The organism is Stenotrophomonas sp. C-A, assembly GCF_054030835.1.
Map to the genome: position 1 here is coordinate 3007965 of NZ_CM132916.1, position 22981 is coordinate 3030945.

General features: G+C 66.9%; 21 protein-coding genes. 8 read left to right on the forward strand and 13 right to left on the reverse strand.

Annotated features, from left to right (window positions below):
* Positions 1 to 16: 16 nt before the first annotated feature.
* From gyrA to ligA, 6 genes are all read right to left on the reverse strand, one after another.
* Positions 17 to 2731, reverse strand: a complete 2715-nt coding sequence (gene gyrA / locus ACW5IY_RS14200; RefSeq protein ID WP_049436736.1) for a DNA gyrase subunit A — start codon at positions 2729 to 2731, stop codon at positions 17 to 19.
* 261 nt (positions 2732 to 2992) lie between these two features.
* A complete protein-coding gene (mtnA, locus tag ACW5IY_RS14205) occupies positions 2993 to 4057 on the reverse strand; it encodes an S-methyl-5-thioribose-1-phosphate isomerase (RefSeq protein WP_049436737.1) in 1065 nt (354 codons plus the stop codon).
* Between the two features lie 47 nt (positions 4058 to 4104).
* Complete coding sequence (locus ACW5IY_RS14210; RefSeq protein WP_010480486.1) at positions 4105 to 4833, reverse strand: DUF3011 domain-containing protein; 729 nt, start codon at positions 4831 to 4833, stop codon at positions 4105 to 4107.
* A 142-nt stretch (positions 4834 to 4975) separates the two neighbouring features.
* The gene (gene epmA, locus ACW5IY_RS14215; RefSeq protein ID WP_049436738.1) at positions 4976 to 5932 is read right to left on the reverse strand and encodes an EF-P lysine aminoacylase EpmA; all 957 of its coding nucleotides are present in this window, start codon (positions 5930 to 5932) and stop codon (positions 4976 to 4978) included.
* Positions 5929 to 6414, reverse strand: coding sequence for a GNAT family N-acetyltransferase (locus ACW5IY_RS14220; protein ID WP_049436739.1), 486 nt, complete (start codon positions 6412 to 6414; stop codon positions 5929 to 5931). Before ACW5IY_RS14220 ends, epmA begins: the two co-directional genes overlap by 4 nt.
* Before the next feature lie 48 nt (positions 6415 to 6462).
* Positions 6463 to 8934, reverse strand: coding sequence for an NAD-dependent DNA ligase LigA (gene ligA / locus ACW5IY_RS14225; protein WP_192840220.1), 2472 nt, complete (start codon positions 8932 to 8934; stop codon positions 6463 to 6465).
* A 312-nt stretch (positions 8935 to 9246) separates the two neighbouring features.
* Between ligA and ACW5IY_RS14230 the strand changes: the two genes are divergently transcribed.
* Positions 9247 to 10371 carry a pyridoxal phosphate-dependent aminotransferase gene (locus ACW5IY_RS14230; RefSeq protein WP_049436741.1) on the forward strand — a complete coding sequence of 375 codons (1125 nt, stop codon included), beginning with the start codon at positions 9247 to 9249 and terminating at the stop codon, positions 10369 to 10371.
* Between the two features lie 83 nt (positions 10372 to 10454).
* Here ACW5IY_RS14230 and zipA read toward each other — a convergent pair whose 3' ends face one another.
* The 7 genes from zipA to ACW5IY_RS14265 form a co-directional block, all read right to left on the reverse strand.
* The gene (zipA, locus tag ACW5IY_RS14235; protein ID WP_049436742.1) at positions 10455 to 11192 is read right to left on the reverse strand and encodes a cell division protein ZipA; all 738 of its coding nucleotides are present in this window, start codon (positions 11190 to 11192) and stop codon (positions 10455 to 10457) included.
* A 46-nt stretch (positions 11193 to 11238) separates the two neighbouring features.
* The gene (gene smc / locus ACW5IY_RS14240) at positions 11239 to 14742 is read right to left on the reverse strand and encodes a chromosome segregation protein SMC (RefSeq protein WP_049436743.1); all 3504 of its coding nucleotides are present in this window, start codon (positions 14740 to 14742) and stop codon (positions 11239 to 11241) included.
* 259 nt (positions 14743 to 15001) lie between these two features.
* Entirely contained in the window at positions 15002 to 15451 is a 450-nt protein-coding gene (rplI, locus tag ACW5IY_RS14245; protein WP_014037734.1) for a 50S ribosomal protein L9, read from the reverse strand.
* Positions 15452 to 15556: 105 nt separating this feature from the next.
* Positions 15557 to 15787 carry a 30S ribosomal protein S18 gene (rpsR, locus tag ACW5IY_RS14250; RefSeq protein ID WP_002804494.1) on the reverse strand — a complete coding sequence of 77 codons (231 nt, stop codon included), beginning with the start codon at positions 15785 to 15787 and terminating at the stop codon, positions 15557 to 15559.
* Between the two features lie 11 nt (positions 15788 to 15798).
* Complete coding sequence (gene rpsF / locus ACW5IY_RS14255; protein WP_005417400.1) at positions 15799 to 16236, reverse strand: 30S ribosomal protein S6; 438 nt, start codon at positions 16234 to 16236, stop codon at positions 15799 to 15801.
* Between the two features lie 228 nt (positions 16237 to 16464).
* Entirely contained in the window at positions 16465 to 17007 is a 543-nt protein-coding gene (locus tag ACW5IY_RS14260) for a CbrC family protein (RefSeq protein ID WP_049436744.1), read from the reverse strand.
* Between the two features lie 94 nt (positions 17008 to 17101).
* Positions 17102 to 17440 carry a HesB/IscA family protein gene (locus ACW5IY_RS14265; RefSeq protein ID WP_006376495.1) on the reverse strand — a complete coding sequence of 113 codons (339 nt, stop codon included), beginning with the start codon at positions 17438 to 17440 and terminating at the stop codon, positions 17102 to 17104.
* A 128-nt stretch (positions 17441 to 17568) separates the two neighbouring features.
* Between ACW5IY_RS14265 and asnS the strand changes: the two genes are divergently transcribed.
* The 7 genes from asnS to kynU all read left to right on the forward strand — a co-directional run bounded on the left by asnS (position 17569) and on the right by kynU (position 22949).
* Positions 17569 to 18963 carry an asparagine--tRNA ligase gene (gene asnS / locus ACW5IY_RS14270; RefSeq protein WP_049436745.1) on the forward strand — a complete coding sequence of 465 codons (1395 nt, stop codon included), beginning with the start codon at positions 17569 to 17571 and terminating at the stop codon, positions 18961 to 18963.
* Positions 18964 to 18992: 29 nt separating this feature from the next.
* Positions 18993 to 19292, forward strand: coding sequence for a hypothetical protein (locus ACW5IY_RS14275; RefSeq protein WP_005417403.1), 300 nt, complete (start codon positions 18993 to 18995; stop codon positions 19290 to 19292).
* Between the two features lie 7 nt (positions 19293 to 19299).
* Positions 19300 to 19614 carry a hypothetical protein gene (locus ACW5IY_RS14280; RefSeq protein ID WP_006453002.1) on the forward strand — a complete coding sequence of 105 codons (315 nt, stop codon included), beginning with the start codon at positions 19300 to 19302 and terminating at the stop codon, positions 19612 to 19614.
* A gap of 7 nt (positions 19615 to 19621) precedes the next feature.
* Complete coding sequence (locus ACW5IY_RS14285; protein ID WP_049436746.1) at positions 19622 to 20260, forward strand: FMN-binding negative transcriptional regulator; 639 nt, start codon at positions 19622 to 19624, stop codon at positions 20258 to 20260.
* A 72-nt stretch (positions 20261 to 20332) separates the two neighbouring features.
* The gene (can, locus tag ACW5IY_RS14290; RefSeq protein ID WP_014037740.1) at positions 20333 to 20995 is read left to right on the forward strand and encodes a carbonate dehydratase; all 663 of its coding nucleotides are present in this window, start codon (positions 20333 to 20335) and stop codon (positions 20993 to 20995) included.
* A gap of 19 nt (positions 20996 to 21014) precedes the next feature.
* A complete protein-coding gene (locus tag ACW5IY_RS14295; protein ID WP_049436780.1) occupies positions 21015 to 21536 on the forward strand; it encodes a 3-hydroxyanthranilate 3,4-dioxygenase in 522 nt (173 codons plus the stop codon).
* A gap of 138 nt (positions 21537 to 21674) precedes the next feature.
* Positions 21675 to 22949, forward strand: a complete 1275-nt coding sequence (gene kynU, locus ACW5IY_RS14300; protein WP_049436747.1) for a kynureninase — start codon at positions 21675 to 21677, stop codon at positions 22947 to 22949.
* The last annotated feature ends 32 nt before the right edge of the window (positions 22950 to 22981 follow it).

Below are 22981 nucleotides of genomic sequence, written 5' to 3' on the forward strand. Positions count from 1 at the left end.
CAGGCTCGCGGCAGGATCACTCCTGCGCGGCGTCCTCGCTGCTGGCCGCAGCCGGGGCGCCGTCGGTCGTGGCCGGGGCGGCAGCCGCCACCTCATCCTCGTCCTCGTCGATCGAGGCATCCATGCGCTCCACCGCCTGCAGCTTCTCGTCCTTGGACAGGCGGATCAGGGTGACGCCCTGGGTGTTGCGGCCGACGCGGCTGATTTCCGAGCCACGCGTACGCACCAGGGTGCCGCCATCGGAGATCAGCAGGACTTCGTCGCTGGAGCCCATCAGCACCGCGGCGACCAGCTTGCCGTTGCGTTCGGTGGTCTGGATGCCGATCACCCCCTGCGTACCACGGCCCTTGCGCGGGTAGTCCGGCAGCGGGGTGCGCTTGCCATAGCCGTTTTCGGTGGCGGTGAGGATGTACTGCACGCTGGCGTCGTCGGCGCCGTCGATCACCGCATCGCCATTGGCGGCGGCTTCTTCGACACCGTTGTCGTCCTCGTTCTCGTCCTCGATGCCACCGGCACTTTCGGCCACGATCAGGCTGACCACTTCCTCGCCGGCCGGCATCTTGATGCCACGCACGCCGGTCGCGGTACGGCCCATCGAGCGGACCTTGTCCTCGCCGAAGCGCACGGTCTTGCCGTTGGAGGCGAACAGCAGGATGTCGCGCTCACCGTCGGTCAGGCCGACGCCAACCAGCGCATCGCCCTCGTCCAGGTTGATCGCGATCTTGCCGCGCGCCAGACGGAAGGCGAATTCGCCCAGCGGGGTCTTCTTGACCGTACCGTTCTTCGTGGCGAAGAACACGAACTGGCCATCGGCGTACTCGCGCACCGGCAGCACGGCCTGCACGCGTTCGCCCGGTTCCAGCGGGATCCAGTTGATGATCGGACGGCCGCGGGCGTTGGAACCGGCTTCGGGCAACTGGTAGACCGGCAGCCAGAACACCTTGCCCGAACTGGTGAAGGTCAGCAGCGTGTCGTGCGTGTTGACCAGCCACAGCTGTTCGATGAAATCCTCTTCCTTGGTGGACGCTGCACTGCGGCCACGACCACCACGGCGCTGGGCGCGGTACACGCTCACCGGCTGGCGCTTCACGTAACCGGCATGCGACACGGTGACCACCACGTCTTCCGGCGCGATCAGGTCGAGGATGTCCAGGTCTTCTTCGCTGTGGCGGATTTCGGTACGACGTTCGTCGCCGAACTCGGCCCTGACACTGATCAGCTCTTCACGGATCACCTGCAGCAGGCGATCGGGATCTTCCAGGATGTGGATCAGCCCGGCGATCACTTCCAGCAGCTGCTTGTATTCCTCGGTCAGGCGGTCCTGCTCCAGCCCGGTCAGGCGGTGCAGGCGCATTTCCAGGATCTGGGTGGCCTGGATCTCGGTCAGCTGGTAGCCGCCCTCGATCAGGCCCACGCCCTTGGGCAGGTCATCCGGACGCGACGCTTCGGCACCGGCGGCGCCCAGCATCGAACCAACCAGGCCCGGCTCCCACAGGCGCGCGAGCATGCGCTCGCGGGCTTCGGCGGGGTTCGGCGAGGTCTTGATCAGTTCGATCATCTCGTCGATGTTGGCCAGCGCGACGGTCAGGCCTTCCAGCACGTGGGCACGGGCACGCGCCTTGCGCAGCTCGAACACCGTGCGACGGGTGACCACTTCGCGGCGGTGGCGGACGAACGCTTCCAGCATCTGCTTGAGGTTCATCAACTGCGGGCGGCCATCGACCAGCGCCACCATGTTGATGCCGAACACCGATTCCATCTGCGTCTGCTGGTACAGGTTGTTCAGCACAACCTCGGCAGATTCACCGCGCTTGACCTCGATGTAGATGCGCATGCCGTCCTTGTCGGACTCATCGCGCAGCTCGCTGATGCCTTCAATCTTCTTTTCCTTGACCAGCTCGGCGATCTTCTCGATCAGACGCGCCTTGTTCACCTGGTAAGGAATTTCGGTGACGATGATCGATTCGCGGCCGTTGTCGGCCACTTCGATATCGGCCTTGGCACGGATGCGCACACGGCCGCGGCCGGTGCGATAGCCGGCGACGATGCCGGCGGTGCCATTGATGATGCCGGCAGTCGGGAAATCCGGGCCCGGGATGTACTCCATCAGGCCGTCGACATCGATTTCCGGATTGTCGATCAGCGCAATGCAGGCGTTGATCGACTCGGTCAGGTTGTGCGGCGGGATGTTGGTCGCCATGCCCACCGCGATACCGGCCGAACCATTGACCAGCAGGTTCGGGAACCGGGTCGGCATGACCGTCGGCTCCAGTTCCTTTTCGTCGTAGTTGGGCTGGAAATCGACGGTTTCCTTGTCGATGTCCGCCATCAGCTCATGCGCCAGGCGCGACATGCGCGCCTCGGTGTATCGCATCGCCGCAGCAGAGTCACCGTCGACCGAACCGAAGTTACCCTGGCCATCGACCAGCATGTAGCGCAGCGAGAACGGCTGTGCCAAGCGCACCAGCGTGTCGTACACCGACTGATCGCCATGCGGGTGGTACTTACCGATGACGTCACCGACGATACGCGCCGACTTGAAGTAGGGCTTGTTGCTGTGCGCGTTCAACTCGTTCATCGCGAACAGCACGCGGCGATGCACCGGCTTGAGGCCGTCGCGCGCATCCGGGAGCGCACGGCCCACGATCACGCTCATGGCGTAATCGAGGTAGCTCTTGCGCATCTCGTCTTCCAGGTTGACCTGGATGATTTCCTTGGCGGTTTCTGCCATTCGGGTTCCGTTGTCTGGTAGCGGTCCAGTCCGGCGCAGCCCTCTGCGGGAGGGGGTCGCGCCGGAACCTCGATTCAACCTGTGGATACTACCACAACAGGCCGTTTTCCGCCTGCCTTTACGGGGATTTTACCGGCACAAATCAGGAACTTAGGGCCCCATACCGCCCCTGTAGAGCCGAGCCCATGCTCGGCTGCGGCGGATTCGCTGGCTGAGCCGAGCGTGGGCTCGGCTCTACAGACATCCGCGACCCTGCCCGCCTCAGCCGCCGAAGGCGGCGCGCATGTTGTCGGCGGTCGGGTTCAGGATCACCCCGCGCTCGGTCACGATGGCGTCGATAAGTTCACCCGGGGTCACGTCGAACACCGGGTTCCAGGCGGCAATGCCTTCGGCCACGGTGCGGGTCCCGCCCACGCCATACAGCTCGCCCGGGTCGCGCTGCTCGATCTCGATCTGGCTGCCGTCCACGGTTTCCATGTCCACGGTCGAGGACGGCGCCACCACCATGAACTTGACCCCGTGATGGCGGGCAGCGATGGCCAGCTGATAGGTGCCGATCTTGTTGGCGGTATCACCATTGGCGCAGATGCGGTCCGCACCCACGATCACCCACTGCACCGCACCGGTCTTCATCAGGTGCGAGGCGGCCGAATCGGCAATCAGGGTGGCGTCGATGCCATCCTGCTGCAGCTCCCACACCGTCAGGCGCGCGCCCTGCAGCCACGGCCGGGTCTCGCCGGCGAACACGCGGGCAATGCGGTGCTGGGCCATGCCGGCACGGATCACGCCCAACGCGGTACCGAAGCCGGCGGTGGCCAGCGAGCCGGTGTTGCAATGGGTCAGCACGCCGCTACCGGCCTCGATCAGGCCCGCGCCCAGCGCGCCCATGTGGCGGTTGGCCGCCAGGTCTTCCTCGGCGATGGCCTGCGCCTCCGCTTCCAGCAGAGCCTTCCAGTCGGCACCGGCGGCATTCAGGCAACGGCGCATGCGCGCCAGCGCCCAGGCCAGGTTGACGGCGGTCGGGCGCGACGCGTTCAGGCGCTGCAGCGCCGGCTCCAGCTGCTGCAGCGCATGCGCGCCATCAGCGGCCTGCACGTCACGTGCGGCCAGCACCACGCCCCAGGCCGCGGCAATGCCGATGGCCGGCGCGCCACGCACGGTCAGCGCGTGGATGGCGGCGGCAACCTCGTCAATGTCATGGCAGACCACGTGCTCGACCACGAACGGCAGCTTGCGCTGGTCCAGCAGTTGCAGGGCATCGCCGGTCCAGAGGATCGGGCGGATATGGTCGTAACGGGCGTAGTCGATGTCGGAGGCAGTGTTCATGGCCCCATTGTAGGGCCACGCCCCGCGTGGTTGGAGCCTGCCCCGGCTCAATTCACCGAGAATTCGGCGCGGCAGCCGCCGTCCACCCAGATCCCGTTGCGGTTCCAGCCCCAGGTGTTGCCTTCCTCGCACGGGGTGCTGGACAACTGTTCGGTGACGACGGCGCCAACCGAAATACTCGCGCCACAGAAGCGCCGCTTCTTCGACTTCGACTCGCAGGTCAGGCGGCGTGGCACGTCGACAAAACGGCCGTCCTCGTCAGCCACTTCGAAATCGCCCTGGCAACCACGGCTGGTCCAGACTTCATTGCGCTTGTAGCCCCAACCCTGCCCTTCGCGGCACGGCAGCACCGAGAGCTGGCGCAGCAGGCGCACCGGCGCCCCGTCCAGGCGCACCGGGCAACTCTGCGGGCGGCCATTGGATTCGCAGCGCACCACACGGCGGACCAGGCGCTTGCCTTCCGTTGCCGCAGGCGCTGCACCTTGCGCTCGACGCGCACGGAACTCGGCCCGGCAGCCCAGGGTGACCCACACGCCACTGCGGTCGGTGCCCCACTCGCTGCCACGGATGCAGCTGTTGCTGGACAGCTGGCGCACAAGGTCGATGCCATTGCTGACGTCGATATCGCAATGCACCCAGCCCATGTCGCGCGATTCGCAGGTCACCACTTCGCCGTCATAGCCCGCCTGCTGGGCCGACGCCGATGACGGCAGCCAGGCACCCCAGAGCGCGATGGAGTACACCGGTGCAGCGACAACCGCAAACCACTTGACCAAAGCCTTCCCCAGCAGGAATGGATGAACTGCGTGCCAGTGTCCGGCATCTGCCGTGATAAGAGCATCATCCTGCTTACCGAAGCAAGCGCAGAAACGCGGAATTCCGTTCAGTCTTCGATGTTCAGGAACGTGCGCACCGCACTCACGCGTGGGCGAAGTCGTAGGCCAGCACATCGGCGATACGCGGCGTGCGGTTCATCGCCATCAGCAACCGATCGACACCCACCGCCACGCCGGCGCAGGCAGGCATCGAGGGCAATGCGGCCAGCAATGCTTCGTCCAGTACCGGCTGCACCTGGCCGCGCTCGTGGCGTCGCTGCAGGTCGCGCTGGAATCGCACACGCTGTTCGTGGGCGTCGTTCAGTTCGTGATAGCCGTTGGCCAGTTCCACTGCACCCAGGTACAGCTCGAAACGCTCCGCCAGCGGCGGCGCGCCGGCACGGATGCGTGCCAGTGCCGCCTGGCTGGCGGGCCAGTCATGGACCACGGTCATCACTGTGTCATCGAAGTGCGGCTGGATGCGATGGGTCATCAACAGGTCCAGCCAGTCATCGCGGGTCAGCCCGACCGGATCGATGTGCACCTCGCCCAGCGCGGCACGCAGCGCGGCCTCATCAGCATCGAACGGATCCACGCCCACATGTTGCTGGAACAGCTCGCGGTAGCTGAGCACACGCAGCGTCGCACTGCGCCCGACCAGGGCCAGCGCCTGGCCAACCAGCTCGGCGGTTTCCTGCACCAGGCGATGGTGGTCCCAACCGACCCGGTACCACTCCAGCATGGTGAACTCCGGATTGTGGCGGCCGCCCGCCTCGCCATTGCGGAACACCCGGCCCAGTTCGTAACAGTCACCCACACCCGCCGCCAGCAGGCGCTTGAGCGGATACTCCGGCGAGGTGCGCAGCCAGCGGCGGCGTCCGCCGGCATCGACATGGCCGGTGAAATCGGTATGGAAGCTGTCGATGTTCGGCTCGGTGTTGCCGGCCACCGACAGGATCGGCGTCTCCACCTCCAGCACATCGCGCTCGGCGAAGAAGCGGCGCACCAGCGCATTGAGCGCGGCGCGCTGCTGCAGCACGCGCAGCAGGGCCTCGCTCACAGGATGCCCTCCGGGCGCGGGTGATCCAGCGGCAGGGTCAGCAGATCGCGGGTGTCATCGATGTAGCCGCTGGCCAGGTACAGGCGCCGGGCCAGTTCGTTGTGGTGGTTCACTTCCAGGCGCAGGCGGCTGACGCCACGCCCGCGAGCGCGCTGTTCGCAGATGGCCAGCGCCTGCTTGCCGCGGCCACGACCGCGCGCGCGATGGCTCAGGTACAGCTCGTCCAGCAGCATGAAGTGGCCGCCCTGCTCCAGGCTGAAGCCCATCGCGATCACTGCGTAGCCGACCACCTCGCCCGCCTCGTCCAGCCACAGCAGCACTTCGCCATTGCGCGGGTCAGCCAGCAGCGCATCCACACCGCGACGCACGCGCGCGTCATCGAAGTCGATCCTGTCTTCGGCGTAGAACTCGCGCATCAACGCGATCAACTGCTCCTCGTCAGCTCGGGTGGCCAGGCGGAAATCCAGCGGGGCGGTCTGCATCGGTGTTCCTTTGTCTTTCATGCCGGGCGCGAGGCCCCGGCGGGGTCATCATTCGTGTTCGGCAAGGTAGGCCAGCAGGCGGTCTTCGTCCCACACCGGCACGCCCAGCGATTGCGCCTTGTCCAGCTTGGAACCGGCTTCGGTACCGGCCACCACGAAGCTGGTCTTCTTCGACACGCTGCCTGAGACCTTCGCGCCGAGGGCCTCCAGGCGCTCCTTGGCGGCATCGCGGGTAAGCTGGGCCAGGGTGCCGGTCAGCACCACGGTCTGCCCGTCCAATGGGCCGGCCACAATCTCGGCCAGCGCCGGCGCCTTGGCCAGGATCTGCTGCATCGCCTTCTCGGCCGCCAGCAGCATCGCGCCATGGCCTTCGGCATCCAGCCACGCGGCCAGGCCACGCGCGGTATCGTCGGGCAGGCCAGCGTTGACGAACTGGCCATGCTCGGCGTCGAGCACCGCCTGCGCACCGGGAAGCGCGGCCACCAGCTTTTCCGCACGCAGGCGCGTGATGCCGGGAATTTCCGACTCGACCAGCAGCTGCGCCAGATCCAGACCCTCGCGCAGCTTGGCGCTGGGCGCATGCACGTCGCTGATGCGCACCTGGCCAACCAGCAACAGGTCATCGATGGCCTGCTGGTTGCCCTGCTGCTCGAAGAAATGGCCGAGCGAGCGCGCCACTTCGCCACCGATGTCCGGCACACGCTTGAACAACGGCCACGGCAGATGGCGGATCAGCTCCAGGTCACCAAACCACTGCGCCAGCGCCTTGGCCGTGCTTTCGCCCACATGCTCGATGCCGAGCGCGAACAGTAGGCGCTCCAGCGTGGCAGCACGGCTGGCGTCGATCGCCGCGATCAGGTTGTCGGCCCACTTGGTGGCGATCTTCTTCGTGTTCCATTCGAAGCTGGCCGGCTGCACCAGCGCCTGCGCGCGCCAGCCCGGATCGTTGCCATCCAGCTTGAGCACCGCATTGAGCACCGCACCACTGCCCTCGGCGGGCAGATGCAGCTTCAGCGCAGCGGCCAGTGCTGACGGATCCTCGGCGTCCAGTACCAGTTTCAGGTGCAGCAGCTGGTCACGGTTGAGCCGGTACAGGTCGGCCACGCTCTTGACGATGCCGGCGTCGACCAGGGTTTCGATGTACTTGTCACCCAGGCCATCGATGTCCATCGCGCGACGCGAGGCGAAATGGGCAATGGCCTCCTTGCGCTGCGCAGGGCAGGACAGCTCACCCGAACAGCGCCACGCGGCGGCACCTTCCTCGCGCACGATTTCCGAGCCGCACACCGGGCAGCGCGTCGGCATCTGCCACGGCGTAGTGCCCTGCGGGCGGCGGTCGAGAATGACGCTGACCACTTCCGGAATCACATCGCCGGCGCGGCGCACGATCACGCTGTCGCCCACCCGCACATCCAGGCGTGCGATCTGGTCGGCGTTGTGCAGCGTGGCGTTGGACACGATCACGCCGGCCACCGCCACCGGCGCCAGGCGCGCGACCGGGGTGGCGGCACCGGTGCGGCCGATCTGGATCTCGATCGCCTCCACCGTGGTGCTCTGTTCCTGCGCCGGGAACTTGTGCGCGATGGCCCAGCGCGGCGCGCGCGAAACGAAGCCCATCGCCTGCTGGCCCGCACGGTCATCGAGCTTGTAGACCACGCCATCGATATCGAACGGCAGGCCATCACGGCGCTCACCGATGTCGCGGTAGTAGCCGAGCAGGCCGTCGGTGCCTTCCACCACCTTGCACAGCTCACTGACCGGAAAGCCCCAGGTACCGAGCTGGGCCAGGGTGCCAGAATGGGTGTCCGGCAGTTCACCGCCCTGCACTTCGCCGGTGCCGTAGGCGAAGAAACTCAGCCTGCGCTGCGCACTGATCTTCGGATCGAGCTGGCGCAGCGAGCCGGCCGCGGCGTTGCGCGGATTGGCCAGCACCTTGCCACCGTGCTGGCGGGCACGTTCGTTGTAGGCCTCGAAATCGGCACGCGCCATGTAGACCTCGCCGCGTACCTCCAGCACATCCGGCCAGTCCTTGCCGTGCAGCCGCTTGGGAATGTCACCGATCTCGCGCAGGTTGGCGGTCACGTCCTCGCCGGTACTGCCATCGCCACGGGTCGCGCCGAGCACGAAATGACCCTCCTCGTAGCGCAGGCTGATTGCCAGGCCGTCCATCTTCGGCTCGGCCGAGAACCGCAGGCTGCGACGACCCAGGCGCTCATCGATGCGGCGCACGAAATCGGCCACTTCTTCATCGCTGAAGGCATTGGACAGCGACAACATCGGTACCGCGTGGCGCACTTCCGGGAAACGGCCGGAGGGCCGCGCACCGACCTGCTGGGTCGGGCTGTCGGCACGGGCCAGTTCCGGGTGCTCGCGCTCCAGCGCTTCCAGCTCGCGCACCATCCGGTCGTAGTCGACGTCAGGGATCTCCGGCGCGTCCAGCTCGTGGTAGGCGCGGTTGGCCTGGGCGATCTGCCGGCGGAGGTCTTCGGCGCGTTCGGCGGGGCTGGGGCTCATCGGGATCCGGTGGTTCTGGGATGGCCGGGGATTCTACCGCGCCCGGCCGTCAGGCCCGGTAACGGCCCCGCCTTTGTAGCGTTGAGCTTGCTCGACTGGCGCTCCCTCGCTCCGGCAGGTGCCACCCGTCTCCCTCGTTCCGGTAGGTCCCAACCGTCTCCCTCGTTCCGGTAGGTGCCAACCGTCTCCCTCGTTCCGGTAGGTGCCAACCTTGGTTGGCACGTCTGTAGTCGAGCACGGCTCGACGCTACAAATGCAGCTTGCCGCCCACCCTCACCGGCGCTAGCGTGCGACGGTCTGCCCTTCGGAATCCTGCCCGTGCCCCTGCCCGCTTCCCGTCGACGCTTCCTGCAACTGGCCGGTGCTGGCCTCACCGTGGCCGGCAGCGGACTGCCGCGGCTCGGCCATGCCCAACCCGCGACAGCCGCCGCCCCCGCCCCCGCCGAAGGTGCGGTGCTGCTGAATTTCAACGAATGCCCCTACGGCCCCTCGCCCGCTGCCCAGCAGGCCGCGCGCGACAGCATCGCCGGTTGCGGCCGCTACCGTTTCGCACTGGCCGGACAGGTGCGCGACGCCTTCATCGAACAGGCGCGTATTCCCGCCGATCACGTGCGACTCTATCCGGGTTCCAGCGAACCGCTGAACCGTGCCGCCGTGCTATGGACCGGCCCGCAGGCAGGACTGGTGGTGGCAGACCCGACCTTCGAGACGCTGGGCGAGGTCGCCGCCGCACACAGTGCGGACGTGCAGAAAGTGCCGCTGCGCGACGACGGCGCACATGACCTGCGTGCAATGGTCGCCGCCGCGCATGCACGGCCGACCGGGCTGCTGTATGTGTGCAACCCGAACAACCCGACCGGCTCGATCAGCCCACCGGATGAGCTTGCCTGGCTGCTGGCCCACAAGCCCGCCTCCACCCGCGTGCTGCTGGACGAGGCCTACCTGCAGTACAGCGAGCAGCCGAGCCTGATCGCGCAGGTGGCGCAGCGCGATGACCTGATCGTGTTGCGCACGTTCTCCAAGCTTTATGGCATGGCCGGCCTGCGCCTGGGCGTGGCGGCCGCGCATCCCGACCGCCTGCGCGAACTGGCCAGCCTGGGCGACAACCCGCTGCCCGTGCCGGCACTGGCCGCTGCACTGGCCAGCCTGCGCGACCCGCAGCTGATCCCACAGCGGCGCCAGCAGAATGCCAAGGTCCGGCAGGCCACCATCGCGTGGCTGGGCAAGCGTGGTTTCAGCTGCGTGCCGTCGGAAGCGAACTGCTTCGTGGTGGATGTGCAGCGCGACGGCGCTGCCTTTGCCAAGGCGATGGCAGACAACGGCGTGGTCATCGGGCGCAGCTGGCCGATCTGGCCACAGCGCGTGCGCGTGACCGTGGGTTCCGAGGAAGAAATGGCGGCATTCCGCCGCGCGTTCGCCAAGGTGGCCGGCGTACCGGCGTAGACCACATCCACGCACGGCGTGGATCTACCGGAGGTTGCCGACGGTGGGTGCCGACCGTTGGTCGGCACACCGAAAAAATGCATTTACCAGCGCGGAGTCTTGGTCAGCGGCGGCGCCTGATGCTGACGGTCGTAGGCGCGCAGCTCGTCACGGATGTGCGCGATGCGCTGGCGGCCCAGGGCGTTGCGGCTGTCATCCAGCACCACGCCATCGAGCAGCTCGGCCATGCGCTGCACGGTCGGCAGCATCTTCTCCCAGGCGTCCAGCGCGGTCAGCGGCGCCGGCAGGGTCAGGAAGAAGGCGATGGCCGGGGTCTCCATGGCACGGATGTTGGCCATGTCGAAGCTGCCCGGCTTCATGATGCTGGCCATCGAGAAGATCGGGCCGCGCTCGGGGTGGCCTTCCACCAGGCGGTGGAACACGTTCATGTGGCCGAACACCAGGCCGGTCTTTTCGGCCGCCACCACGATGTCTTCGCCACGCAGCTGTTCGCCGGCGCGGGCGGCCACGAACAGCGAGACGATCTTGTCGAAATCCTGGGTGGCGCGCTTGCCAAGGTCGCTGGCGCCCGGGTCGGTTTCGCCCAGGCCGAGTTCGGCCTGCTCGCCTTCCGTGCCCATGCCCGGTTCGACGCGGCCATCGGCCACGGTGACGCCATCTTCGCCCAGCACCGGCTCGCGGCGCTCGCCGCTGTTCGGTTCCGCGCCTTCCACGCGGCGGCCCTGGGGCTTCTTTTTCGGACGGCCAAACAGGAAGATCGCGGCGATCAACAGCAGGCCGGCGGCCAGGATGCCGATGCGCAACAGTGCCGTGTCGGACATTCGATAGGTTCTCCGGCTAGTTCATTCAGGTAACTAGGATGGCACGTCAGGCCGCGCCCGCCAATCGCGCGGCTTCTTCCAGGTCCACGCTGACCAGGCGGCTGACGCCCGGCTCGCGCATGGTCACGCCCGACAACTGGTGCGCGGCCTCCATCGTCGCCTTGTTATGGCTGACGAACAGGAACTGCACCTTTTCGCTCATTTCCTTGACCATGTTGGCCAGGCGGCCGACGTTGGCTTCGTCCAGCGGCGCGTCCACCTCGTCCAGCAGGCAGAACGGCGCGGGATTCAGCTGGAAGATGGCGAACACCAGCGCCACCGCGGTCATTGCCTTTTCGCCGCCGGACAGCAGCGAGATGCTGGACACGCGCTTGCCCGGCGGACGCGCCATGATGGTCACACCGGTGTCGAGCAGGTCTTCACCGGTCAGTTCCAGGTAGGCGTGGCCGCCACCGAACAGGCGCGGGTACAGTGCCTGCACGCCAGCGTTGACACGATCGAAGGTGTCCTTGAAACGACCGCGGGTCTCGCGGTCGATCTTGCGGATCGCATCTTCCAGGGTTTCCAGCGCGGTGGTCAGGTCGGTGTGCTGCGAATCCAGGTAGTCTGAGCGCTGCGAGGCCTCGCCGTACTCGTGGATGGCGGCCAGGTTGACCGGCTCCAGCCGGCGCATGCGGCCATCGATCTGGTGCACGGCCTGCTCCCAGTCGCCCAGGCGGGCGTCCTCGGGCAGTGCGTTGAGCACGTCCTGCAGCACGAACCCGGCCTTCTCCACCGCCCCCTGCAGGGTCTCCGCGCTGAGCACCAGCGCCTGCTGGTCCAGCTTGCGCTGCGAGATGCGCTCACGCTGGGCCAATGCCTGTTCGTCGCGCTGGTGGCGGGTCTGTTCGTAATTGCGCAGCTCGGCGTCGATGCCGTCCAGCAGCGTGCGCGCCTCGGTCAGCACGCGATCGGCCCGCACGCGCTCTTCCAGCGCGTTCTGGTGCTCAGCCTGCAGCGATTCCACCGGCGAATCACCTTCGTCAAGCTGCGAATGCAGTTCGCCCAGGCGCGAATCCAGCTGCCCGCGTTGGGTACCCATGCGCTCCAGCGCCTGGCTCAGTGAAGCAAGCTGCGCCCGCTGTGATTCCAGGGTCAGGGCCAGCGAGTGCGACCGCTCGCGCACCGCGCGTGCAGCGTCGCGGGCCAGGTCACGGGCCTCGGTCAGCTGGCGGCGCTCGCCCTCCAGCCGCTGTCGGGTCGATTCCAGGTCCCCCATGCTGCTGACCGCGTTCTCCAATCGCGAACGCGCTTCACGCGCCTGTTCGTTGTTGGCCTCCAGCGTATCCTGCAGCTGCTTCAGCTCGCCTTCGATGCGGTCGATGCGCGTGCGTGCGGCCTCCACCTTGCCCTGCTGGCCCTGCAGCTGGCCTGCCAGTTCGGATACCGCACGATGGGCCTGGTACAGCGCACGCTGCGCGTCTTCGCGCTGCTGTTCGGCGGCCTGCAACTGCTCGCGGAAGCCTGCCAGCTGTTCCTCCAGCTCGGCCTCGCGGTCCTGCAGCTGCTCGATCTGCTCACGCAGTTCGTTGATCTCACGTTCGCGCAGCAGCGCGCCCTGCTGGGCCGCACCGGAACGCGAGACGCGCAGCCAGCCCTCGCCCAAGCGCTCACCGCCCTGGGTGATGATCGAATCGCCTTCCGGCAGGCCGACCTGAAGCGCCTTGGCTTCGGCCAGATCCTTGGCACCGTGCAGGTGCGCCAGCAGGCGACGGATCGCTGCCGGGCCACGCACGCGGGCGGCCAGCGAGGTCGGTGCAACCTTGACGTCGCCCCCCCCGTTGGCGACCAGCGCAATGTGGCCCTCGCCCAGTTCGCCCAGCACGTCGACCAGGCTGGCCGGATCATCAACCAGCACGCCTTCGATCAACTGGCCGAGCGCGCTTTCCACCGCGTTTTCCCAGCCGGCATCGACATCCAGGCGTTCACCGACGCGCGCCGCCGAATCCAGCCCACGCGCCTTCAGCCAGGCCACGGCCGCGCCCTGCTCCTGGCCCAGCGCGGCCTGCTGCAGGGTTTCCAGCGAGGCCAGGCGGCCACGCAGGCCGTTGACCTGCTTGCGCAGTTCGGCCAGTTCGTTCTGGCCATTGCGCTGCTGCTCCTGCACGGCGGTCACGCCCTGCTTGCGCAGCTCGACGTCTTCGCTCAATTCATCCAGCGCGGTCTTCTGCGTGTCGTGCTGCAGGTGCAGCTGCTCGAAGGCTTCTTCCAGCGCATCCACGTCCAGGCCGGCGCGTTCGGCGGCCAGCGCCTCGCGACGCCGGTCGGCGTCGAGGATCTGCTTGTCCAGGTAATCCACGCGCGTGCGCTCGACGTCGCCGGCGCGCGACGCCTCCGAACTCTGCGAGGTGTGCTGTTCCCAGCGCTGCTGCCAGCTGGCCAGCCGGTCTTCGGCCTCGCGCAGGCTTTCCTGCTTGATCTCGTTCTCTTCCTGCAGCTCTTCCAGCTGCGGGGTGGCGGCCTCCACCGCCTCGCGCAGCACCATCAGCTTGGCCTCGTCGCCGCTGATGTGCTGGCCCAGTTCGGCCAACGCCTGGCGGGTCTCGTCGCGCGCCTTGTGCAGGCGCTGCGACAGCTCGCGCTGGTGCTGGATCTGCTGCTCCAGGCGCGCCAGCGTGCTGCCGACCTGGTAGACCGCGGCCTGCGCGGTGTTGAGCGCGTCGGCGGCCTCTTCGCGTCGAACGCGCGAGGTCTCGATGCGGGCCTCGGCGTCACGCTGGTCGGCGATCAGCTGCTGCAGCTTGGTCTCTTCCTGCGACAGCCCTTCGCGCAGCTTGGACAGGCGACCGTCCAACCCGCGGAACTCCAGGGCCTTCCACTCGGCATCCTTGACCCGGCGCTCTTCCTGCAGCGCCTGGTACTGCTCGGCCTGCTTGGCCTGGCGCTTGAGGTGTTCGAGCTGCTTGCTGATCTCGTCGCGCAGGTCACCCAGCCGGTCCAGGTTCTCGCGGGTGTGGCGGATGCGGGTCTCGGTCTCCTTGCGGCGCTCCTTGTATTTGGAGATGCCGGCCGCCTCTTCCAGGTACACGCGCAGGTCTTCCGGGCGCGCCTCGATGATCTGGCTGATCATGCCCTGCTCGATGATCGAGTAGCTGCGCGGGCCCAGGCCGGTGCCGAGGAACAGATCGGTGATGTCGCGGCGGCGGCACTTGGTGCCGTTGAGGTAATAGTTGCTGGTGCCGTCGCGGCTGACCGTGCGCTTGACCGAGATTTCGTTGAACGAGGCGTACTCGCCGGAAATCGTGTGGTCGGAGTTGTCGAAGATCAGCTCGACGGTGGCCTGCGAGACCGGCTTGCGCGCATTGGACCCGGAGAAGATCACGTCGGTCAGCGAGTCGCCGCGCAGGCGACTGGCCGAACTCTCGCCCATGACCCAGCGCACGGCGTCGATGATGTTCGACTTGCCGCAGCCATTAGGGCCCACCACGCCGGTCATGTTGGTCGGCAGGTGCAGAGTGGTCGGATCGACGAACGACTTGAAGCCGGACAGCTTGATCGTGGAAAGACGCATAGGGGTTCCGGACTGGGGCCGGCAAGCGGCCTGCGTTTACCCTCCAAGTCATTGATCCTGCTGGGATCGATGCCCGTGGAACGGGTGTGACGCCCTGAGTATACCGATGTGGCCGTGTTCTACGAATGGGCGTGGAACATTGTCCAGCCCCACCCCGTCGGCCGGACGTGGCCCGACGCCACGAAACGGAGCCATAAAACAAAACGGGCACCCTTGCGGGCGCCCGTTCTGCGGTGATGCCAGGCCTTGCGGCGTGGGATCAGGCTTCGGCGACGACGACGACCTTGACGGTGGTCTCGACGTCGGCGTGCAGGTGGACCAGCACGTCGTATTCGCCGATGTTGCGGAAGGCGCCTTCGCCCAGGATGACTTCGCTCTTGCTGACCGGCAGGCCGGCAGCGGTGAAGGCATCGGCGATTTCGCGGGCGCCGACCGAGCCGTACAGCTTGCCTTCGGTCGAAGCGTTGGCCGGGATGGTCACGCTCGCACCTTCCAGCTTGGCCTTGCGGGCGTCAGCGTCGGCGTGGATGGCCTGGGCCTTGGCTTCGTATTCGGCGCGCTTGGCTTCGAACTCGGCCTTGTTGCTCTCGGTGGCCGGAACGGCCTTGCCCTGCGGCACGAGGAAGTTACGGCCGTAGCCCGGCTTCACGTCGACCAGGTCGCCCAGGTTGCCGAGGTTGGTGACTTTCTGCAGGAGGATCAGCTGCATGGTATTGCTCCAGATAAGTTATTCGTTAGCGAGGCGATGCCCCGCAACAAAGGCTGTCCGAATAGCTGGCACAGCGGGGGCGGCACCGGGCCGCCCCGCCGGGCATCAGACGTCGTGGTTGTCGGTGTACGGGATCAGGGCCAGGAAGCGAGCGCGCTTGACGGCGGTCGCCAGCTGGCGCTGGTACTTCGACTTGGTACCGGTGACGCGGCTCGGCACGATCTTGCCGTTCTCGGTCAGGTACTGGCGCAGGGTGTTGAGATCCTTGTAGTCGATCTCCTTCACACCTTCAGCCGTGAACTTGCAGAACTTGCGGCGACGGAAGAACTTGGACATGGGAAGGCTCCTTAGGCGGCGGAAGCGGCGTCGTCGCCGGCTTCGTTGTCAGCGGTGGTGTTGGACTCGCCCTCTTCGTCGTCACGACGACGGCGCTCACCGCGCTCCGGCTTGTCACCCTTCTCGTCCTTGCTCTTCATGATCAGCGACTGCTCGGTGTCAGCCTCGTCACGCTTGATGACCAGGTTGCGCAGCACGGCGTCGTTGAAGCGGAAGCTTTCGGTCAGTTCGTTCAGAACGGCCTGGTCGGCTTCGATGTTCATCAGCACGTAGTGGGCCTTCACCAGGTTCTGGATCGGGTACGCCAGCTGGCGGCGGCCCCAGTCTTCCAGACGGTGGATGGTGCCGTTGCCGTTCTCGACCAGCGACTTGTAGCGCTCGATCATGGCCGGGACCTGCTCGCTCTGGTCCGGGTGGACCATGAACACGATTTCGTAATGACGACTCATGTTTTTTCTACCTTTCGGATGTGGCCTTGCGGCCGGACAGCCCCCCGCCGTTGAGACCGCGGTGGGGCAAGGGTTCCCGCCAGGGAGGCAGGAAGCCGCGCATTATGGCGCAGATGGGGTGGCCGGGCAACCAGCGGACCACGGGGCAACCTGAACCGGGGGGAGCACCCCGTGCCAACCAAGGTTGGCTGCTACCGGGCCCCGGGCGATCCATGACTCCGCCGGGAGCTATCCCAGGTCGACGTGAAGGCGATGCTGGCCGCATTCCAGGCACTGGAACAGGCAGCCGACCATCATCCCGTCCCGGCTCAGGTGCGCCAGCACCCAGTCGGCGTCGCGTGGATTGACCGCCGCCACATCGGGCCGGACCTGGTCGAGGATGGGCAGCAGGTCTTCGCTGCCGGCGAAGCCGAGGAAGGCGCAGGGCCGTTCGCAATGGCTCAACCAGACCGATTGCTGCCAGGACGAGTAGCCCGGGGTGCGCTCGCAGATCTCCAGCAGCAGCTCACGGGCGATGGTCGGCGGCGGGTCGGCCGGATCCGGCGAAACCCCTTCAATATCGCTCCAGCCGGTGAATTCACCCTCGTAACTGGCCGCCGCCCTGCCATCGGCAATACACCACGGGCACAGATACTCCGGCCGCAGATGCGTATAGAACGGCCCCCGGTAACGGAGCGTCCGCGCCTGACCGCAGCAGTCACAGATACCGTCGACCTCTTCGAAGGAGAGGGCGTAGGCGTTGGGGTGATAGGTGAAAAGCGGTCGTTCCATCCGTGGGGTCCCTGCCGAGCCCAGCGTGCCGGCCAAGGTCGGCACCTACCAGAGCACGCCTTGGCAGCGCAGGGCCATGCCTGGCGGCCGGCCGTCAGGCCTTGTCGGCGTCGGTGGTGAAGCTCTCGCCGCAGCCACACTCGGCGGTGGCATTGGGGTTGCTGAACGTGAACGTCTCGCTCAGGCCATGCTTGCCGAAGTCGATCACGGTGCCGTCCACCAGCGCCAGGCTCTTGGCGTCGACGTAGATCTTCACGCCGTCCTGGTCGAACACGGTATCGCCCTCGCGCTCGTCGCGGGCCAGGTCGGTGATGTGACCCCAGCCGGAGCAGCCGGTCTTGGTCACGCCGAAACGCAGGCCCAGCGCGCCGGGGGTCTGGGCGACAAAGCGCTGCACGCGCTCGAAGGCAATGGGGGTCAGGCTGACGGCCATGGGGCTACTCCAGAGGTACGGGGACATTATAAGGAGCCGTTGCCATGAAAAATGCCTCGCAAGCGGAACACTGCAACCGGTAAACTCCCGTGTTCACAGATCGAGTCGATCAGCAGAGGATTCAAGTCATGACGGTGGTCAGCGTTGAACATGCGCTTGCCGGGAAGATCCCGGAAGGCGGCGAAGTCACGGTACGCGGATGGGTGCGCACGGTGCGCGGTTCAGCGAATCTGGCCTTCGTGAATGTGAGCGACGGCTCCTGCTTCGCCCCGATCCAGGTCGTGGCCAACGACACCCTGGCCAACTTCGACGAGATCAAGCGCCTGACCAGCGGCTGCTCGGTCATCGCTACCGGCACCCTGGTGAAGTCGCAGGGCAAGGGCCAGTCGTTCGAGATCCAGGCCAGCGCACTGGAAGTGGTCGGCTGGGTCGAAGACCCGCTCACCTACCCGATCCAGCCCAAGCCGATGTCGCCGGAGTTCCTGCGCGAAGTGGCACACCTGCGCCCGCGCACCAACCTGTTCGGCGCGGTCACCCGCATCCGCAACTGCCTGGCCCAGGCGGTGCACCGTTTCTTCCACGAGAACGGCTTCAACTGGATCAGCACCCCGATCATCACCACCTCCGACGCCGAAGGCGCCGGCCAGATGTTCCGCGTGTCCACCCTGGACATGGTGAACCTGCCACGTGACGAGAAGGGCGCGATCGATTTCAGCCGTGACTTCTTCGGCAAGGAAACCTTCCTGACCGTGTCCGGCCAGCTGAACGTCGAGGCTTACTGCCTGGCGCTGAGCAAGGTCTACACCTTCGGCCCGACCTTCCGCGCCGAGAACAGCCACACCACCCGCCACCTGGCGGAGTTCTGGATGATCGAGCCGGAAATCGCCTTCGCCGACCTGGCCGAAGACGCACGCCTGGCCGAAGAGTTCCTGAAGTACCTGTTCCGCGCGGTGCTGAACGAGCGCAGCGACGACCTGGCCTTCATCGCCGAGCGCGTGGACAAGAACGCGATCACCAAGCTGGAAGACTTCATCAACGCACCGTTCGAGCGCATCGACTACACCGATGCGGTCAGCCTGCTGCAGAAATCCGGCAGGAAGTTCGACTTCCCGGTCGAATGGGGCCTGGACCTGCAGACCGAGCACGAGCGCTGGCTGACCGAGGAACACGTCGGCCGCCCGGTGGTGGTGACCAACTATCCGGAGCACATCAAGGCCTTCTACATGCGCCTGAACGACGACGGCAAGACCGTTGCCGCGATGGACGTGCTGGCCCCGGGCATCGGCGAGATCATCGGCGGCAGCCAGCGCGAAGAGCGCCTGGACGTGCTGGATGCGCGCATGGCCCAGTTCGGCCTGGATCGCGAGCACTACAGCTGGTACCGCGATTTCCGCCGCTATGGTTCGGTGCCGCACGCCGGCTTCGGCCTGGGCTTCGAGCGCCTGGTGGTCTACGTCTGCGGGCTGTCCAACATCCGCGATGCGATCCCCTACCCGCGCGCCCCGGGCAGCGCGGACTTCTAAGCCCCACACGACCACGGAGGTACTGCCCCATGACCCTGTTCTTCGCCCTCTGTTTCGTCGGCGTTGCAGTGGCCGGGTTCAGTGCCTTCGTGATCTTCTGGCCGCTGACCCTGGTGCATGTGCGCGACCGCCATCCGGCGCTCGCCGAGCGCTTCGGCAGCGGTGCCTTCCTCAAGCCCGATGCCCTGGCCTGGCTGCTGCGCCGCGACTATCGCCAGCAGCCGGACCGCTCGCTGTCCGGGCTGGCGACGCCGGCCTGGGTATCGCTGCTGACCCTGCTGGCCGGACTGGGCATGGCCGCCCTGCTCTGGCTGGCCTCGCTCTGGTAACACATCCATGAATGACATCACCGCCTCGCGCGACAGCTGGTGGCTGGCCAGCCTCGGCAACACCCTGATCTGGGCGCGCCTGCGCGTGCGCCCGGCCGGCACCGCCGAAGTGCTCGACAGCGATGGCAACACGCTGAGCTATGACAGCGAAGACACCGCCCGTTCGCAGCTGTTCGACGCCGAGTTCGTCGAGTACGACGGCCTGGACGAAGAAGACGCGCTGGTGCGCGGCTTCAGCCTGCACGAAGTGCAGCCGCCGCAGGCCGACAGCGACGAGGGCCTGCGGGGCCGCATGATCCAGTCGCTGGGCGGGCGCGCCTGACCCCAGCATGTTCACCCCGCGCGCCTTCGCCGAGACCGACCTGCTCTGGCTGGACCGCCTGCTGGCGCGCGACCCGTTCGTTACCGTGCTCACGCCCGGTCGCGATGGCCTGCCGGAGCTGACCCGGATGCCGGTGCTGTACCGGCGTGACGGCGAACAGATCGAACTACGCGGCCACTGGGCCCGCGCCAACCCGCAGTCGCGCCACAACGGTGCGGCCAAGGTGCTGGTCGACGGCCCGCGCGGCTATGTCTCGGCCAGCTGGTATCCGGACAAGGAGCCCGCCGCGCGGGTGCCGACCTGGAACTACGCCGCCGCAGAACTGCGTGGCCAGCTGCAGACCTTCGACGACACTGATGCGCTGGCCGAACTGGTCGGTACGATCAGCGACCGTTTCGAAGCCAGTGTCGGCCAGGCCTGGCAGTTCGATGCCACGCGTGCCGAACACGGCCCGGAGCTGCGCGCCATCGTCGGCTTCCGTTTCCAGGTCGAGCAGGTGCAGCTCAAGCTCAAGCTGAGCCAGAACCATCCCGACGCCAACCAGCGCGCCGTGATCGCCGAACTGGAACAGCTGGGCACTCCCTCTTCCTCCGAGTTGGCGCAGTGGATGCGCTGGCACCGCGAACAGGCCGCCCGCAGCGACTGAGCGCCCCAGATCCCCGCGACGACGCAGCCGGATGGCTGCGGCGCGCCCCCACCCGACGCCAGGGACCCGTACATGAAAGACATCCACAAGCTGCTGCAGAACAACCGCGACTGGGCCGACCGCATCGAGAAGGAAGACCCCGAGTTCTTCCACCAGCTGGCCAAGCAGCAGCACCCGGAATACCTGTGGATCGGCTGTTCCGATTCGCGCGTGCCGGCCAACCAGATCATCGGCATGGCCCCGGGTGAAGTGTTCGTGCACCGCAACGTCGCCAACGTGGTCGCCCACACCGACCTGAACTGCCTGAGCGTGGTGCAGTACGCGGTGGACCAGCTGAAGGTGAAGCACATCCTGATCGTCGGCCACTACGGTTGCGGCGGCGTGCATGCCTGCCTGCACAACACCCGCGTCGGCCTGGCCGACAACTGGCTGCGCCACGTTGGCGACGTGATGCAGAAGCACACCGGCATCCTCGATGCGATCGAGACCGATGAGCTCAAGCACGCTCGCCTGTGCGAACTGAACGTGATCGAGCAGGTGGCCAACCTGTGCCGCTCGACCATCGTGCAGGACGCCTGGGCCCGCGGCCAGAAGCTGATGGTGCATGGCTGGGTCTACAGCCTGAAGGACGGACGCGTGCGCGAGATGGGCATCGACGTCGGTTCGCAGGAAGAGCTGCAGCCGGCGTATGAAAAGGCCCTGTCCTACGTCCCGCGCAAGGGCAAGCGCGACTGATTCCCCACGGATGACCACCATGCTCGCTTCGCCGATCAACCTGCACGCCTGGATCGAAGAAAACCGCCACCTGCTGAAGCCACCGGTGGGCAACAAGATGATCGACAACGGCGACTTCATCGTGATGGTGGTGGGCGGGCCGAACTCGCGTACCGACTTCCACTACGATGAAGGCCCGGAGTGGTTCTACCAGCTCGAAGGCGAGATGGTGCTGAAGGTGCAGGAAGACGGCGCGGTGCGCGACATTCCGATCCGCGCCGGCGAGATCTTCCTGCTGCCGGCGAAGGTGCCGCACTCGCCGCGGCGCCCGCCCGGTGGTATCGGCCTGGTGGTCGAGCGCAAGCGCCTGCCGCATGAGATGGACGGCGTGATCTGGCATTGCGAACACTGCAACCACAAGCTGCACGAAGAGTACTTCCCGCTGCAGAACATCGAAACCGACCTGCCCAAGGTGTTCGCGCGTTACCACGCCAGCCTGGAGCTGCGTACCTGCAGCCAGTGCGGGCACGTGGATCCGCTGCCGACGCCAGCAGTGGGCTGAGCACCTGCCCCTGTAGAGCCGAGCCCATGCTCGGCTTCGTGGCCCGGCAGCCGAGCATGGGCTCGGCTCTACAGGTTCGGCGGCAGGCACGCCGCCAGGCGCTACACTGGCGGTCCCGTTGCAGCCTGTTGCCCGACCATGTCCGACCTGCTCAGCCGCACCCATGCCATCGCCCTGGATGCCGCCGATCCGCTGCGCCCGCTGCGCAATGAATTCCTGATTCCGCGCCATGGTGGCGGCGAGCAGACCTACTTCGTCGGCAACTCGCTGGGGCTGCAGCCGCGTGGCGCGCAGGCGGCCGTGCAGGAAGTGATGAAGCAGTGGGGCGAGCTGGCCGTGGAAGGCCACTTCACCGGCCCGACGCAGTGGCTGTCCTACCACCGCCTGGTGAGCGCGCAGCTGGCCCGCGTGGTCGGTGCGCTGCCCAGCGAGGTGGTGGCAATGAACACGCTGAGCGTGAACCTGCACCTGATGATGGTCAGTTTCTACCGGCCCACGGCGGAGCGCCCGGTGATCCTGATGGAGGCCGGCGCATTCCCGACCGACCGCCATGCGGTGGAGGCCCAGATCCGCTTCCATGGCTTCGACCCGGCCGAGTGCCTGGTGGAAGTGCAGCCGGACGAGGCCAACGGCACGATCTCGCTGGCCGTGATCGAGCAGGCCATCGCCGAACACGGCCCGCGCCTGGCGCTGGTGCTGTGGCCGGGCGTGCAGTACCGCACCGGCCAGGCTTTCGACCTCGATGCGATCACTCGTGCCGCCCGCCTGCAGGGCGCACGCATCGGCTTTGACCTGGCGCACTCGGTCGGCAACCTGCCGCTGCGCCTGCATGACATCGCACCCGACTTCGCCGTGTGGTGCCACTACAAGTACCTCAACAGCGGCCCGGGCGCGGTTGCCGGCGCCTTCGTGCACGAGCGCCACCATCGCGACACCGGCCTTCCGCGTTTCGCCGGCTGGTGGGGCCATGAAGAGTCCACCCGCTTCCAGATGGCACCGCAGTTCACCCCGGCCATCGGCGCCGAAGGCTGGCAGCTGAGCAACCCGCCGATCCTCGGCCTGGCACCGCTGCGGGCCTCGCTGGACCTGTTCGAGCGCGCCGGCATGGAATCGCTGCGCAGCAAGTCGCTGGCGCTGACCGGCATGCTCGAAGCGCTGGTGCGCGCGCGCCTGTCCAGCGTGCTGGACATCATCACGCCGGCTGACCCGCAGCGCCGCGGCTGCCAGTTGTCGCTGCGCGTGATCGGTGGCCGCGAACGTGGCCGCGCACTGTTCGAACACCTGCGCGGCATCGGCGTGCTCGGCGATTGGCGCGAACCCGACGTGATCCGTATTTCGCCCACCCCGCTCTACAACCGCTACCTGGACGTGCACCACTTCGTCGAGGAAGTGGAAGCCTGGGCCGGCCTCTAAGCCGGCCCCTTCCCCTACTGCTGGACAGTTCG

Coding starts and splice junctions, on each gene's coding strand:
- ACW5IY_RS14280 (WP_006453002.1), top strand. CDS start 19,300: ATGAATGACATCACCGCCTCGCGCGACAGCTGGTGGCTGGCCAGCCTC.
- ACW5IY_RS14275 (WP_005417403.1), top strand. CDS start 18,993: ATGACCCTGTTCTTCGCCCTCTGTTTCGTCGGCGTTGCAGTGGCCGGG.
- rpsF (WP_005417400.1), bottom strand. CDS start 16,236: ATGAGTCGTCATTACGAAATCGTGTTCATGGTCCACCCGGACCAGAGC.
- gyrA (WP_049436736.1), bottom strand. CDS start 2,731: ATGGCAGAAACCGCCAAGGAAATCATCCAGGTCAACCTGGAAGACGAG.
- ACW5IY_RS14295 (WP_049436780.1), top strand. CDS start 21,015: ATGCTCGCTTCGCCGATCAACCTGCACGCCTGGATCGAAGAAAACCGC.
- ACW5IY_RS14265 (WP_006376495.1), bottom strand. CDS start 17,440: ATGGCCGTCAGCCTGACCCCCATTGCCTTCGAGCGCGTGCAGCGCTTT.
- can (WP_014037740.1), top strand. CDS start 20,333: ATGAAAGACATCCACAAGCTGCTGCAGAACAACCGCGACTGGGCCGAC.
- ACW5IY_RS14260 (WP_049436744.1), bottom strand. CDS start 17,007: ATGGAACGACCGCTTTTCACCTATCACCCCAACGCCTACGCCCTCTCC.
- ACW5IY_RS14285 (WP_049436746.1), top strand. CDS start 19,622: ATGTTCACCCCGCGCGCCTTCGCCGAGACCGACCTGCTCTGGCTGGAC.
- asnS (WP_049436745.1), top strand. CDS start 17,569: ATGACGGTGGTCAGCGTTGAACATGCGCTTGCCGGGAAGATCCCGGAA.
- ACW5IY_RS14220 (WP_049436739.1), bottom strand. CDS start 6,414: ATGCAGACCGCCCCGCTGGATTTCCGCCTGGCCACCCGAGCTGACGAG.
- mtnA (WP_049436737.1), bottom strand. CDS start 4,057: ATGAACACTGCCTCCGACATCGACTACGCCCGTTACGACCATATCCGC.
- rpsR (WP_002804494.1), bottom strand. CDS start 15,787: ATGTCCAAGTTCTTCCGTCGCCGCAAGTTCTGCAAGTTCACGGCTGAA.
- zipA (WP_049436742.1), bottom strand. CDS start 11,192: ATGTCCGACACGGCACTGTTGCGCATCGGCATCCTGGCCGCCGGCCTG.
- kynU (WP_049436747.1), top strand. CDS start 21,675: ATGTCCGACCTGCTCAGCCGCACCCATGCCATCGCCCTGGATGCCGCC.
- smc (WP_049436743.1), bottom strand. CDS start 14,742: ATGCGTCTTTCCACGATCAAGCTGTCCGGCTTCAAGTCGTTCGTCGAT.
- rplI (WP_014037734.1), bottom strand. CDS start 15,451: ATGCAGCTGATCCTCCTGCAGAAAGTCACCAACCTCGGCAACCTGGGC.